This is a genomic window from Croceitalea sp. MTPC5 (assembly GCF_036985505.1).
Classification (GTDB): Bacteria; Bacteroidota; Bacteroidia; order Flavobacteriales; family Flavobacteriaceae; genus Croceitalea.
This window is the reverse complement of record NZ_BTGQ01000001.1, coordinates 934,372-949,634: the sequence shown is the minus strand read 5'-3', so window position 1 is coordinate 949,634 and position 15,263 is coordinate 934,372. Positions and strand designations below refer to the sequence as shown.

General features: G+C 41.6%; 11 protein-coding genes. 4 read left to right on the top strand and 7 right to left on the bottom strand.

The window, feature by feature from the left end:
• Positions 1-7: 7 nt before the first annotated feature.
• The 4 genes from AACM45_RS04355 to AACM45_RS04340 all read right to left on the bottom strand — a co-directional run bounded on the left by AACM45_RS04355 (position 8) and on the right by AACM45_RS04340 (position 4,065).
• Positions 8-265, bottom strand: a complete 258-nt coding sequence (locus AACM45_RS04355) for a hypothetical protein (protein WP_067030369.1) — start codon at positions 263-265, stop codon at positions 8-10.
• Positions 262-1,818, bottom strand: coding sequence for a hypothetical protein (locus tag AACM45_RS04350; protein ID WP_339141014.1), 1,557 nt, complete (start codon positions 1,816-1,818; stop codon positions 262-264). The genes AACM45_RS04355 and AACM45_RS04350 overlap by 4 nt, the downstream gene beginning before the upstream one ends.
• Positions 1,819-1,885: 67 nt before the next feature.
• The gene (locus tag AACM45_RS04345) at positions 1,886-2,716 is read right to left on the bottom strand and encodes a hypothetical protein (RefSeq protein ID WP_339141012.1); all 831 of its coding nucleotides are present in this window, start codon (positions 2,714-2,716) and stop codon (positions 1,886-1,888) included.
• A gap of 122 nt (positions 2,717-2,838) precedes the next feature.
• On the bottom strand, positions 2,839-4,065 hold the full coding sequence (locus tag AACM45_RS04340; RefSeq protein ID WP_147296615.1) for a hypothetical protein: 1,227 nt from the start codon (positions 4,063-4,065) through the stop codon (positions 2,839-2,841).
• Between the two features lie 60 nt (positions 4,066-4,125).
• Between AACM45_RS04340 and AACM45_RS04335 the strand changes: the two genes are divergently transcribed.
• The 4 genes from AACM45_RS04335 to AACM45_RS04320 are packed head-to-tail and all read left to right on the top strand — an operon-like array spanning position 4,126 to position 11,622.
• Positions 4,126-4,965 (top strand): M23 family metallopeptidase, encoded by an 840-nt coding sequence (locus AACM45_RS04335; RefSeq protein WP_067030381.1) that lies wholly within the window; start codon positions 4,126-4,128, stop codon positions 4,963-4,965.
• Positions 4,952-6,226: a hypothetical protein gene (locus AACM45_RS04330; protein WP_339141007.1), complete on the top strand. Its 1,275-nt coding sequence runs from the start codon at positions 4,952-4,954 to the stop codon at positions 6,224-6,226. The genes AACM45_RS04335 and AACM45_RS04330 overlap by 14 nt, the downstream gene beginning before the upstream one ends.
• Position 6,227: 1 nt before the next feature.
• Positions 6,228-6,677, top strand: coding sequence for a hypothetical protein (locus AACM45_RS04325; RefSeq protein WP_339141005.1), 450 nt, complete (start codon positions 6,228-6,230; stop codon positions 6,675-6,677).
• 40 nt (positions 6,678-6,717) lie between these two features.
• Complete coding sequence (locus AACM45_RS04320; protein WP_339141004.1) at positions 6,718-11,622, top strand: SNF2-related protein; 4,905 nt, start codon at positions 6,718-6,720, stop codon at positions 11,620-11,622.
• Between the two features lie 46 nt (positions 11,623-11,668).
• On the opposite strand, the gene AACM45_RS04315 is transcribed toward AACM45_RS04320, so the two are convergent.
• The 3 genes from AACM45_RS04315 to AACM45_RS04305 form a co-directional block, all read right to left on the bottom strand.
• Positions 11,669-13,129, bottom strand: coding sequence for a DUF3883 domain-containing protein (locus tag AACM45_RS04315; protein WP_339141003.1), 1,461 nt, complete (start codon positions 13,127-13,129; stop codon positions 11,669-11,671).
• A gap of 70 nt (positions 13,130-13,199) precedes the next feature.
• Positions 13,200-14,180: a hypothetical protein gene (locus AACM45_RS04310; RefSeq protein ID WP_339141001.1), complete on the bottom strand. Its 981-nt coding sequence runs from the start codon at positions 14,178-14,180 to the stop codon at positions 13,200-13,202.
• Between the two features lie 2 nt (positions 14,181-14,182).
• Complete coding sequence (locus tag AACM45_RS04305; RefSeq protein ID WP_339141000.1) at positions 14,183-15,073, bottom strand: SIR2 family protein; 891 nt, start codon at positions 15,071-15,073, stop codon at positions 14,183-14,185.
• Between the last annotated feature and the right edge of the window lie 190 nt (positions 15,074-15,263).

Genomic DNA, 15,263 nt, shown 5'->3' with positions numbered 1-15,263 from the left:
TGAAGGACTAATTGAACATACGTTCCTTCCATTGCTCTACCACTATGTTGGACGCAAGGACGAAAGATACTTCATTCGACTTTATGTAGTCTATGGTCTTATCCATCAATAGGCCTGCCTGATCGTTGATGAACTGGGCATAGGTATCCGCTTTTTGCAGACGGTGCTTTAGTTCGATATCGTTCTCTTCGACGAGTTCGTCCAAGAGGGCGACATAATATTGGTTGTCCTGTAGTTCTTCCGATAGTGGTTCCATGATATTCATGCGATATGGTTTTGTAAGTTATCGTTTTTCTTTGTTCTTTCATCCTCCCTTTCCCTGGAAAGAAAAGCGGTGTTCTTAAAATGGGAGACAATGGCCGAATAGGGGATGGCATACGTATAGGTCAACCCGAAATCACATTCGACGCCATTTGGCTTTATGGACTTGATGGTTCCTTTGTTCGTTGCGCCCTCTGGACCCTTGGGCGATTTCAATTCGATTTGATCGCCAATCCCCAATTCCTTGGGTACGACTTTTTCCATTTTTATAAATTTTGTTTTTTTCGAAACCATGAGGTCGTCGTTCCAGTCCTTTCCGTTTGATTTATGGATGTTGGCGGTAAAAGGGAGATACAGGCCGTTAATGGCGTCGAGTAAGGTCTTGAATACATTTTGTTGCCGTATGATATGGGTAGTATTGATTACTTCCTGTAAAGAGAATTCCAAAAGCAATTTATCGGAGAACCCCACACATCGAACCAAACCAAAAACATGGTTGTCCCTACGGAGGTCAGAGGTCAATCTTTCCTCCAAGAGATTTTTGTGGGATGCAATTCGATTTCGCACTTTTTCAGTATAATGGATGCTCAAACTGACATTGCCATTTTTGAACGAGGCTTCCGCATAGAGGTCCGTATTGTTTTGATTGATCAGGGCCGTAAAGATCTTTAGGTCATACTCATGGCCAGAAATGTCATTGTCCATGATGGATTTGAGTTCGAGGCCTTTATTTTGTAGCATTGGCGTAATCAATTGCATGAAGAATTGTAGTTTTTCCCTGTAGACGTTCCCACCGAAGGAAACGTAGAAATCATCCTTTTTGCCATGAAGTTCTTGGTAGGAGAGAAGGTCTATACCGCTTTCCCCGAAAATAATTCTGGTCGGCCTTGCCATGATTTTGGAATGAAAAAGAAAATAATCTTTTTGATTCAATACAAGACGGAACTTTTTTACTTTATTGTCGGCCCTTCTGCGGTAGGGCTTGTTATAGAGGATATAGTTTTTTGGGTCGCCCGCCAAGTCATATTTGGGAAAGGCGATGTTGGCGATTCTACCGCCGTTGTCCCTAATGTGATAGGCATTGAAAATGCGGCCCCTAAAGAGCGGACTGTTTATGGTAGCTTTGCAGATTCCCCGATGGATCCGTAAGTAGTTTGAATTCCGCAACGGCACTATATTGTAGTTTTCTTCCAACGATTTTAGGAAAGCATTCGATTTTGTGATTTTGATAACGGTGTTGCCTAGATCGTAGGTTCGATTGGTTATTTCCAAACCTCTTTCTATGGCTTTGTAGAAATTGGCACTACGTTGCAAAAGGTATTTAAAGAACAGGCCCTTGTCGAAGGAATCGTTCCGGTTGAAGTAGGTCATGGGTTGGCGCATCGTCTGCAGTACAATGCGGTCCTCGTCATTTTGAAACTCCATAGACCCGGCACTTTGTTGTACCAACTTGTATCCGTTCTGATGTAGGTACATCGGAAAATTAGCCTCTTCATTGATCTGGGCAATCAAATTTTTATAGTGTTGCGGGTTATCCCCGTAGTTTGGACTTTGCATGGAAAGGTTTTAAAATGGCCGACACACCAAGCATGTCGGCCATTACATTGAGTTGGTAATTATTGGATTACATACTTATGGCGTTGCTAGGCTGTTTCTTTTTTTTTTCGCCGCTTACCGTTATCGCCTCCTTGGTTTCCATATCCTTGACCTTTGCTTTTTCCAAAGATTTAGTAATAAAGCGCTCGGCTCTCGGGCTGTAGCTGACCATATAGGTCAAGGGCCCCTTCTTGGTTGCCTTGATCGTTATTTTCGTCTCCTTGCCCTGATTTAAGGAATCCGCCTGTTCTTTGGTCAATTGTTGCCCATAGAGATAGGTGCTGGACGACAAAGCCGATTTTGTACGGATATCGTTCAGTTTTGGCTCGTAATAGGCCAGTTTCGTGAACGATTCTCCATTGGAGGAACGGCCCTCAAAGGAAACGAACCGGCCCTCATTGACCATTTTGTCAAACTCGGCCTGTGTAAACTGGTGGTTGTATGCCTTGGCCTGGGCCAACGTTACCTCCTCCTTGCGCTTGATCTGAACATCCAATCGGGAACCCGAAGTGGGACTGTATACCATTTGCACCATTTTAACGCTTTCCTTGATGATACCATCTTTTGGATACGCGGATTTATGGAGGTATTCTTCCCCTCTTACGATGGCATCCTGCACATTCTCGGGGAGCTTGGCAAAACTGATATACGCACCTTCAAGCCGTTCTTTGGCCTCGCCCAACGCAAATCGCTGCGCAGGAGACCTTTGCATTTCGAGATATTCGCTCTGCTTATCGATTTCAAAGGTCAGATTGTCGGCCGTCTTCACTTTGTACGTTGTGTCGTTGACGGCGACCGCATCGCCTTTCTGCCATGCCTGATTGAGTTTTACGAACACTTTTTCTACTTGTTTTTCCATTTTTGAGTGATTTTTAATTGTTAAGGAATTTTTAATTAAGTACTTTTGAGTAACGAGCATTTCAGGAGTGATTTGCTAGTTAAGGAACGGAAAAGGGGCGGGAGCGCCCTTTTTCCATTTTTTTATAGTGCGATTCTATATTCTTTCAACTGCACCTCCTTTCCGCTTTTGGATCGATGTTCCATGGTCTCCCATTCCGAATACCAATTACCGGACTTGGGTTTTAGAATATCTATCGCCTTGTTCAAATAGTTTTTATAGTACGACCAGACCAAAAGTTTAATGGCGTTCGTCTCCAAGGGCAATCGCACCTTGATACTTTCCTCGTTTTTGGAAACCGAGATTCCGTACCGGTTCAATCGATGCTGGTCGAGTATGTTGTTATATCTTAAAAAGCTTTGGGCCAGTTCCTTATTGTACCTTTTCGTATGGTCATAAAATCTGGAAAAGGCTTTTTTGTCGCCAATAGGGAATCTTAGTACCATATCCCTGTCCGTCAACGACAATTTGAATCCGGAATCCTTTATGAAGGTTATGAAATGAAGGTCCCGTAAATAACCTTCTATTTTCTTTTCTCCGGTAAAACTAAGCATAATCTTGTCCACTTTAACGGTTTGCCGTATTTGAAAAAGAATATCGGTTGTTTGTGAATTTATTTCTCCCAACGCCATATACACCACGTTTTTCAATTGGAATTTTTTATGAAAGGCCAAGGCCTCCTTGGGATTCTTGAAAAGAAAGAGTCCGTCAATTTTCTTGGGTATATTGGAATACCATAAGGCATGCTTCGCAGCTGATTCCCGGTAGGGGGCCACATTTTTGCCCGCGTCGACGAAATACCCGCAAACGGTATTCTGCATATTGAACAGGGGGAAAAGAATCTCCCCTTTTTCGTTTAGGAACATACGGCCGGTAAAAGAGGGTAAATCGGCAGCATCACCGTACAGGCCTTCGCCATTATTTTGGATGGGAAGTCTATAAGAATCGAAATGATTGAAATCCTTGGGCACTTTTTTGAACTCACCCTTCCAATCCCTTGATATGGTCAAAGCGTCAGTCTCCAATACCTTTGTATGGTAGGCCGCTACCTTGTCCCATAGCATTTCTTTTTGTACGCCCTCAATTTTCGAGACGTGTTCGGTGATCAGATCTGTTGCCGAGAGTTTTTCCTTCGGACGTTGGGCCTTATAGTACAAAAAGCCCTCTTCTGTATATATGACTATATAATACAGTCCGGCATTTTCGAAAATGCGATGGGTCTTTTCCGTTCGAATACTTTGGAAACCCAAGTGTTCAAAAAGTTTGGGGAGATGAATCCTATAGTCTTCCACAAGCCATTTGTTCATCATATCCTATTAATGTTTGTGTATTTGCATTAAAATAATATATTTGCTTATAAATACAAATATATGAATTTTTTTGAATTCACAACATTTCGAACAAAAAATATCATCTTGGGCATTTGGGAATGCTTGAAACAATTGGGAAGAAAGGAGTTGGCCTATCTTCTTTTATTGACGCTTGTATGCCTTGTGTATTTTGTACAGGGAGATCACAAGATGTCGGAAACGAGACTGCATGACGCCACCGTTGCCATGGCCCAGTATCAAGAACGCCTAAAACTGAATATAAATTCCGATTATGGCGATTCACTGACCGTTCAAAAAGAGCGGGAACAACTACTGATGGCCATCGAGGAACGCATCGTGACGTATCTCTATCAAATTCCCGATTATTCCTATATAGGTTCACTGGAAACGTACTTGAAATGTCGCCACGTACTATTGGAGCAACTCCCTTCCGCCGTTCCCTTGGAAAAAGGAGATTATATACTTTCGAGCGATTACGGTATTCGGAGCCATCCGATTTCCGGAAAGACAAAAAAACATTTTGGAATCGATTTGGCCGCATCCAACGGCAAACCCGTTTATGCATCGGCCTCCGGTATCATTACCGATATTTTCTATTCCGATAAGGGCTATGGAACCCATATCATAATCAAGCACCGATTCGGTTTTCAGACCCTTTATGGGCATCTGGATAAAGTTTTGGCCCATAAGGGCCAAAAGGTCGAACAGCATGAACTCATCGCTACCGTGGGAAGTTCGGGAAGTTCCACTGGCTACCACTTACATTACGAGACCATCAAAAATCAAGTAAAGATCGATCCGAGACCCTCACTTGCCTTAAAGAAGAAGATATATGAACATGTAATCCAAATAAATCCAAATAAAGATGGAGAAGAATAGCATTAAACGTTGGCAGAAGGTACTGCGTTCGGCAAGAAGGCTGTACCATTCCGTAAATAACTATAGGATGAGCGCTAAAGACCCCGATTTCAGGGATTTCAGCCTTCTGGAATACGACAAAGTAACACCTGAAGAGGTAAACGATGCGAAACGATTGGGTTTCATGAAACAACTCCAGCTTGCAAAAAGGGGATATGTAGATAAGAACCTTAAATTACAATTGGTAGCCGCAAAACGGAAAGAACGTTTTATAGAACAAGACCACAAGATTGTTCCCTTCGGAAATCTTCGGGTCATGGAAGGGGAAAAGCTAGTGGCCATGATGCAATTGGGCTTTGACACCCTTAACGAAACTTTCTGCGTAGCCTATCGCAATCATGAAAATATTCCCCTATGGAAACCTTATGACACGGTAAGATTGGAACGGTACTTTGGTGCACTGCATCCGGAAATGGGCAATAAACTTAAATTAAGCCATATTTTTTTCGATATAGGTGCTCTGAAAGTCGGCCAAGATTACAAATTGGCGATTTGTCGGGTCTATAATGATGCCGTTCGGCAAACATTTCATAGCAACACCTATTTTCAAAATAGTATTTCCTCCCCAAAGGAAGACCTATTAGTGAACCCCAAAAACTATTTTGGCCAGCAATTTTATCTGTCCTTGTCGCAAGGGAAGGAAACCATAATGACATTGACCGAGGCGACCGACCTTTATTTTGTTTTTCAGTCATTTATGGAAACGGCACCGAAACAGGAATCCATTTATTTTGAAAAGCAAGAGTTTAAGAAGCGATTTCTCGATAGCGGAATTATAGTATTGGCCCATCTTAAACATGGACTCCGCCTAGGGGTTCAAAATGGAACGTTACAGATAGGGAAACATGACGGGGCAAATGGAAAGGGGCGTTTACGCTGGGAAAATTTTGAAAGCCGGATGCAATCGGGTTCGCTCTCGGCCATTGAAAAGTACTATATATCGAAAGAGGTCATTTCAAAAAAGAACTTTTTGGTCGAAACGGATGCCATTTCCTTGAAATCCGACACCAATGAGGCCAGTCTAAAAAAGCACTATGGCACAGGAAAATGGCATTTTTTGGAAGGGAAACATCATCGGTCAGCAATGAATTCCAGACCGGTTGACGACTCGGTATTGGAACACATCAACCGAACCTATTCCCGAAGTACTAATTTCCAAACTGCGTTGGCAAAACTTCAAAAAAATCAAACCATACAAACTGCACAAGTAAAACAACAATAGCATGGATCGGAATATGCTTATACATCAGGGCAACACCTTTGAGAAGGTAATGGAAACCATCGATTTTACCTACTACATGGATTTTAGCGAAGGGGACGATAACGGCAGTGTTATTCTATTCGATAGGGAAACACGAAAGTTGGTTTCGGATAACTATATGGCGAACCGTGATTTGTACGAAAACCTTTTGTACTACAATTACGAATGGATTTGTAAAAGGCTCAGATATGCCAGAAAATGTATGGTCGAAGAACACGGAATCGACCTTGCCAAGGAATATTTTCTCAAACATGAAAAAGAGTTCCAGAGAATTCTTTGCAGGTCTGAAAATATAACGGACAAATGCAATATGGCTTTACAAAAGGACTTGGGTTTTACGCTCTCAAGAAATGATCTGCAAGAAGTTCGCAAGCTTCTGAACAGTAACCAAAACAAAGGATTAAGTATGTAACATAACCATCCGATCAAGTTCCTTAACTCACTCACTCAAAATGAAATACTCAAAAAAGAAGTACCTGGATTATTTGGTCCGGACGATTGAAGCACTCCACAGTCCTGAAAATCAATCCCATTTTTTCATCAACAATCCAGGATTCGGAAATATCTTCGACATTCTAAAAAATGATGCCTACCGGGCACAGCTCATTAGGATATTGGAGAAATATTATGGCGAAGAATACACAAACACCATTATCGGTAGCCTAAAAAAAGGATCGCTTAATTCTTTTTACACCCCCGAGCCGATTATCGATGCAATATCCCACTATTTAAAAACCCAAGGGTCCTTTACTCCTAAAACCATTCTTGAGCCAAGCGCCGGTAACGGTCTGTTCATTCGGGAATTGTTGAGGCGCTATCCCTCCGCGAAGTTTACCGCTTTTGAAAAGGAGATACTAACCGTACGAATATTGGAGCACAACTTCAGGTTCCGGCAGCGGGTCAAAATCTTCGGCGTTCCCTTTGAAAACCTTTCCCGGACCGATGCTGCGAAAAGCTATGACCTGGTCATCAGCAATGTGCCCTTTGGGGACAATAAAATATTCGACAGCGGTCTAATGGGCCATCCGTTACAAACCAAGATTTCCAGAAATATCCATTCCTATTTTGTCTACAGAAGTCTTGAATGTCTAAAACCTTCAGGTGTTTCCATTTTGATATGCACCAAGAATTTTATGGACAGGACCAAATACGTTCCAATTCGGGAGCATATCATCAAGCGAAACAATTTTATGGGTGGGGTGCGTCTGCCCGATACTACGTTTTCCCAAGAGAACACGGCTATTGTAACGGATATTCTGGTTTTCCAAAATAACCGGCGTATTGAAACTTCGAACGAACAGAAGAAAATAAACAGCTTGTTTGCCAACAGTTCAGAGCAAACCGTAGGGAAAAATAACGTTCAGATAAACGACTACTATACCGAATATACCTCCCAAATTATTGGAACTATCGAAGAAGGCGGTCTCTACAACAATGCGGACTACACCGTAAAAAGCGATAAAGGCTTGGCGCAGATCGCTCTTGAAATCAAAGCGTTGATGGCAGGATTTACCGTGCAACCAAAGGCGCAAAAAAAGGCCACAATTCCGGCCATTGCCCCAAAACCTAAAGAAACCTCGCAGGCGGAAGAAACGGCCATCGGTATTTCCGGTGCTGATGATCCCGAACTTAAACCTGGAAATCTGACCATCAAGCAACAAAAACTCTATAAAGTAGAAGAGGAAAACGGTTTACGGTTATTGAAAGTAAAGCCCCGGGAGTTCGATAGGCTGTCAAAAATAATAGCGCTGCGGGATACCTATTTCAAATTTTTACGGGCACCCGAAGAACAGATCGACAAGGTAAGGGACGAGCTAGACTATCAATACGATGCCTTCAATTTCCAGTACGGGCGGCTCCATAACAAAGCCAACTATCCCTTTGTGACCTTGGATATTCAGGGGCCTTTGATTTTGGGGCTGGAAACACCGAAAGACGGAAACTTTATCAAATCGGAGGTTTTCAATAAATCATTCCGGTCGATTTCAAAAGAAAAGCCGCAAGAGCCGAAGAAAGTGCTCAGCTTGGAAGATGCCATTTATTATTCCCTGAACAAATTCAATCGAATAAAATTGGATTCCCTGGTTTCGAACACGGGCATGGAACAGGACGAAATCATAAAAAAGGCTTTGGATCTGCAACTGTTGTTTTTGGACCCGAAGGAGCAGGGATGGGAACTGGCCCCCAAGTTCCTGTTTTTATCGGGAACCATTTACGAAAAACTGAATGCCTATCGCAAAAACGATTTTGGGGAATATCAGTCCTATGTGGACAAATCCTATATCGAACGTACTGTTGTTGCCTTGGAAAAGGTAAAGCCACCGATGACCCCTTACGAGGATCTGGATATCAAACTCCATGAACCGTGGTTTCCCATTGAATATACCCAAGCCTTCATTTTCGACACCTACCGCTCCTTGGTACATATCGCCTATAACGAGAGTACCTCCAAGTACATGGTCAAAATCGAAAAGACGGATTATGAGTATATCAAAAAATTCAGCGTGCGTACGGAACATCGCTATTACAATTTCAAAGAGATATTGGAAGGCGCATTGAACTCCACCATACCCTACGTCACAAAAGGCTCGAAACAATATAAGCGCACGGACAAGGCGAAAATGCAGGAAATACGCATCAAGTTCGACCTTATTTACAAGGAGTTTACCACATACATCTTGGGTAAGCCTGAAATCAAGGCGCAATTGGAGCGTATTTTTTACAATACCTACGATGCCCAGGTCCATCCGAAATACGACGGTGACTACCTTCATTTTGAAGGGCTGCAATATTTTACCCCGTACAAAAGCCAAATGGATACGGTTGCGGGAATCATCGTAAACCAAGGCCTTTTGGTCAACAAGGAAGTCGGTTTTGGAAAAACCTTGGATATTGCCCTTACGACCCAGAAACTAAAGGAGCTGAACCTCTCGGAAAAGACATTGGTCATCGGTCTTCGCTCCACCGTGGTGCAATTGGAACGGGAGTTGTTAAATGCATTTCCCACGATGAAACTATTGGTGGCCCATGATAAGGTAGTAAACGGGAAGACAAAGCGAGACACCTTTTTTAAGAAAATAAAAAATGGCCGGCATGACGTCGTGCTGATGAGTCATGACACGTTTAAGTTCATACCCCAATCCCCCGAGATCATCCATGAAATCATAAGCGAGGAGCTGGCAAACCTTGAACGCGACCTTAGCGTAATCAACGAAAATAAATACGATGTAGGCAAAAGGGTGCTCAAAGGTCTGGAGAAACGAAAGGAAAACCTGAATGTAACCTTGGAGCAGGTCTATTACCAGATCAAAAGCAAACAGAACGATGCCATCGATTTTGAGCAGATGGGGTTTGAACATATTATGGTAGATGAATCCCACAAGTTCAAGAACCTGATGTACACAACAAGGCACCACAGGGTTGCGGGGCTGAATACCAACAAAGGCTCCGAACGCAGTAAAAACCTTTTGGTGGCCATCCGAACACTGCAGAAGGCAAGGACAAGGGATTTTCAGACCACTTTTCTATCGGGTACGCCCATTTCCAATTCCATTACGGAGGTCTATGTGCTGTTCAAATATCTGATCCCGCATAGAATGGAACAGATGAACATTACATCATTCGACCAATGGGCACAGGTCTTCGCCAACAAATCCTATGAATTTGAACCTACCGTCTCGGGGGATTATAAAGTGCGGGAACGCTTTCGTTCGTTCAAGAAAATGAAACTGCTGTCCTCGCTGTACAATGAGATTTCCATAATTGTCAACGGAACCACGCACCAAATCGATAGGCCCAAAATGCAGCTCGATGTGCACACGCTAAAACCCACGGCGGCCCAATTGGAATATTTTGAACAGATCAAGGAATTTCTAAGAACGGGGGACAGCAGCCTATTATATGGGGATAAGGACTATACGGAAGACCAAAAAAGCGCCCTCTCACTGATTGCCTTGCACCACATGAGAAACGCCTCCATAGACCCAAGGATGTTGAACCAGAACCTAGAAGATCCGGGCGATGCCAAACTGCAGAAAATAGCCTCCGAGGTATATGACACCTATAGGAAAACGGACGCTTTTAAAGGTACACAGGCCATTTTTTCGGACCTGGGCGTACCGAAAGACACATTTAATATTTACGATGAACTCAAACGCATTCTGACCGAAGAATTCGATATTCCCAAAGAAGAAGTGGTATTTATCCATGATTTCAAGACCGACAACAAGCGGCTGGAATGCTTTAAGCAAGTGAACGAAGGCACTTATAGGGTCATCATCGGTTCTACTGAAAAGTTGGGGACCGGTACCAATATTCAAGAAAGATTGGTACGCATCCATCACGTGGACATTCCCTATCGTCCGACGGACATCGACCAACGAAACGGTAGGGGAGTCCGTAAAGGCAATATTGGCGCAAAGCAGCATTTTGGGGACAAGGTCGTTGTTTCCTTTTACATTGTCGAAAACTGTACCGATGCCCTCATGCTCAACAACGTCAACATCAAGAAAAATTTTATCGAGCAATTGACCAATGGCACCATACAGTTCAATCGGCTGGATATGGGCGCGGTAAACGATGAGGGCACCATAGATTACAAAACGCTCTTGGCGGTCGCAAAGAACGACCCGTTGTATCTGGAAAAAGAGGAATTGGGCAAAGAATTGGACGAACTGGAACTGGAACGATCCATTTTCAAGAAGAACCGTTTGGAGGCCAAGAACAATATCGCCTTTTATGAAACCGAACTGACAAGAACGACAAAGAATATTGACAAACTTGAAAAAGACCTGTCCTTGTGGACCACGCTGCAAGAAAAGGACGTTTACTATAGTGCATTGGGAAAGGCACTTGATAGCCCCGATACCATGGATGCCAATATGTTGGGCCAAATACTTAATTCGAGGTTACAGGCCAAACGGGAAGAAGTTGGCCAGCATACCATTATGACTATATCCAATGCAAGACTGGTTCTTGACGTAGAAGACAAATTGCACCACCGCTTATTGGTACTTACCCCACATGCATCTTATGGTTATGGTTCGAAGAGAATCGTGACCAACTGGCAAAGCCTGACCGATTACGTCTACAATGCGCTATCCAAAATACCAAAATCCCTCTTAGCGCAAAAAGAGCATCTGGCCGAGTACAAAAAATCCATAAAGGCCAACCGGAAAGTATTGGAACTTGAATTCGACAAGACCGAAAAACTGGCATTGGTTCAGAAAAGGCTCGTTGAAATCAATACCGACCTTGATGAAAAGTACGATGCCGAACCGGAAAATGAAACTGATGAAAAAACTAAAATCCCCTCAAAAAGTAATCAAATAGTCACTTCCAAAGAGTTGGGCTACTAAAGAAAATAACTTCAAATCAATAAAAAATTCGGACATCGTAAAATTCTTACTGACCGTCTTTGGATTTCTTTCTTAGATAGACCTTGAACTGTGTCGGTTGAAACAACAGTTGTTCCGTCAGGTTTTTTAGTATAAAAAAGTCCGCATAATTCGTTTCCGTTTCATAATTGTATAATCTATAAACAAGATATGTAGCTTTGTTCTTTTCGGAGAACAGTTTTTCGTTTAGGCTTAAATAAAATGGTGTGTTTGCCTCCCCCTTAGTGGTTTTGACTTCTACATAGATTTTATTTCCGTTTTCATCAAATGAACGTATATCATAGCCCTTGCCATCTTTGACAATCTTAACCTTGTCCAGTAAATCATTCAACCCTTTTTCTTTTAGTTTTTTCCGCTCATATTCCAATACCAACGCTTCGCCCATATTGCCGAGCTCCTTGTTTTCCTTGTTCTTTTTTTCAAAATCGATAGTAATTCCATTAAAACCAGGGTCAAGGGAGGGTAGTTTCGAAAAACCGTCTTCAGGAAAACCCCTTAACGTCAAATTGTTTCTAAAGACTTTTTCAATAGGTACCTTGCCCCATACCAATAAATGAAGTTGGTCGTAATGATGTGAATTTTTTGAGATAAAATCAACAGTCTTTTTTATCAATGATTCCCAGTCCCATCCTGACAACTCTTGCGCCGGGATTTCATTCCATTTCAGACTTTTGGGAATGTACTGTAGACAAAGCTCTTTTTGTTTTTTGGACAAGTTTGAGTCGTTCTCTTGATAGAAATCAAGTTTGTATACCAAAGCTTGTTTTGAGGGATCAACACCAACAGTAAAAAAAATATCCTTTTCCTTGTTTCCCTTTTTGAAAATTCTTGCCCAAGTATAGGGTTTGAAATTTGCAACTCTCTTCCCATCGGCCCAACCCCTTTTGCTCCATATCATCTTGTTCGATGTTTCATAGTATTCGAGTCTTTCAACAACTTCCGTAGACCAGAATTTGGTTTTCTTCCAAACCGTGTTCAAAAGATGATCTTTTGCAGTTACATTGTCTTTATTGGATTTATCGTAAACTTTATCCGCCCACCGTCCAAAAAAATCTATTTCGTCAATGTTGAAGAAAGGATTTTCATTTTCCTTATAAGTAGGTCTTTTTAAATTATAGAATTGGTCATAATGAAGCCTGTTCTTCCAGAACGACTTACAATTTTCGATTTCCGCAAGCCCATAAAACTCCTTTTTCAATTGATTTGCCTTTCCAATACCCAATTCTTCACAAAGATTGTAAAAACCATTTCCGTGGTCATTTGCGGTTTTATAGATAGCCATCGCGCTGATCAAAGGTCTTCCGTTTTTGTGTTCATACGCGGAGATTTCTCCCAGGGTCTTACTTAGAACATTCCTATCCCTATCCAATGCAAGGTTTAGCCCGATTTGGTTGGCAACATCTTCATAATATATGGGTTGTCCAAGAATGGATTGGTCAATTAGGAATTGTCTTATTTTTTGGTTCATGTTTTTTTTTGGTCAAAGGATAAACCTATATAGGCAACTAATTTCAAGGCCCACTTTTAAATTATACGTATCACCTACCCATTATCTCCGCATTTTTATTGAAGATGGACTTAAGTGCTAATTTGGATGCTTTGTTCCTGACACTTTCAAAAGCGATATACTTTTCGTCAATTGTGAAGCCATACGTTTCTTCACTATAGACCATAAATAAACCTTTACAGTCTCTATCATCATCCGCCTCCTTCATAATATAATCCATCAAAGCGAAATAAAGCTCAAGTTGTTCAATTTGTATATCATATATTCTTCTCTTGATTTCTATTAGATACACAACTTGGTCGTCAGAAAGCACGAAATCGATAATGGCCACCTTCTCGTATTCATCCTTTAATCTATACCTAATGCCCAATTGTGTTTTGCTTTTCGGGAAGAATTCGGAAAGGGCATTTGTAATTTCAATTTCTTCCCGGAAAGAATTCTTCTTGGCGGTTACATAGCCGGAGATACTTTTCAATGTACTTTTATAGCCATATTTTTTTCTCAAGTCTCCCATTCCCTCTTCTCCATACAATCTTACTAATTGTGCGGCCTTTAAGTCCTTAGAAGAATTGGTCATCCTTATAATGTCGGTTGCCCAATGTGCATTGATCCTGACCTTTACGTTTTTGTATCTCGATGCAAATATCTCCCCATAGTTCGTTGGAAAGGTAATGTGCTCTGCGGACTTGTCCCTAAAACCTGGACACCCCCAGAATTTCCCATAACTAGAATCCACTAATCTGAGTTTACTGCCACATCCACCACATATCTTTTTCGACCATAATTCTTTCTGTGCCAACAATTCCCTCTTTTGGGTTTGGTAGTTCATGATCTGTACCTCCTCGTATTCATAGTAGGCGTTAATGAGCAGGTTTTTATTTTTATGAAAGTAAACATCGGCAGCGCTCTGTTTTGACTCATTTAATTTTATCAATGATTGATAAAAAGCTTGGATCTCCTTTCGCTTCATGGGTTCCGCATAGTCAATCAACAAGGTTTTGGTTTTACCCATGGTTATATCCCGTCTTTAATTCGCCCTATTATTCGGTTGTAATAATTCATTCGAGAATTCCCCCGAAGTTTTTCAGGATACGTTTCCACTCCGTTGACATTGAACATCTCCAATTTATGCTTTGAGGCCCTTTCATATTTTTTTGGATAGAAATAAAGTATTCTGTTACTTACTGGAAAACGATTCTCTACCATGACCCTTGCGCGATAGGTAAAAAGCCACCAGAGATGCATTTCTACGAAATCAAGGTTCAGTCCGAAGATGTAGATATCACGAGTGAAGAAAAAATCTACCCAACTCTCGTAGGTCAGGTTTCCCTCTTTGACTCTTTTGGCAATTGGCAAAAAATCTCTCTTTTTATAAATACCCTTGGTACCCGTTGCAACATAATTTCGCATTTGTTGCAGATACCCGCTATAGTGTTCATACCCCAATGTAATCGTATTGGGTACGGTTTGACTACCGTGAATATGCCAAATACGATGTTTTCCCGTATCGTGATAACGGAACATATTGTACGAACTCTCTTTGATGAAACCCCTATTCGTAATTTTTCCATGGTCAACTCCCGTTGCCTTTTCAAAGGACAGGTCATAGTTCGTGGTCAATATATTTTCGATTCCCAAACCTAGGACTGATTCGTGAAGCTGGTTTGGCCTAAGTTTTCTGGTATTTGAGGCTATATATTTTTTAAGTCTACTTTCCGGTGTATTATGGACCCTTCGGGAATTCAGGTATATCTCTTCGTAAAGCATAGGAAATGGCTTATCGATTTTATTGATGTTCCTGTCGATTTTTGCATATTCCAGAAGGCCGTTGATCAAATCGTTCCAAGAATATGACTCCGTAGCGTTGTTAATATCATTTCCTATCAAAAGAACCCTTTTATTCATTCAATATTTTTTATCTCTATCGTAATTGGTTTAGTAATAAATATATTAATAAATCAAAAAGAATTTCCTTCACGACTAATATTCTCCAATAATCAATTTGTACATCAGTTTTACAACAAGTAGTGAATGCAGTAGTTTGGCGTTGGCCGGGCTATCCGCTATATCGCCCTTGCAGGCCCCAAGGTTTCGT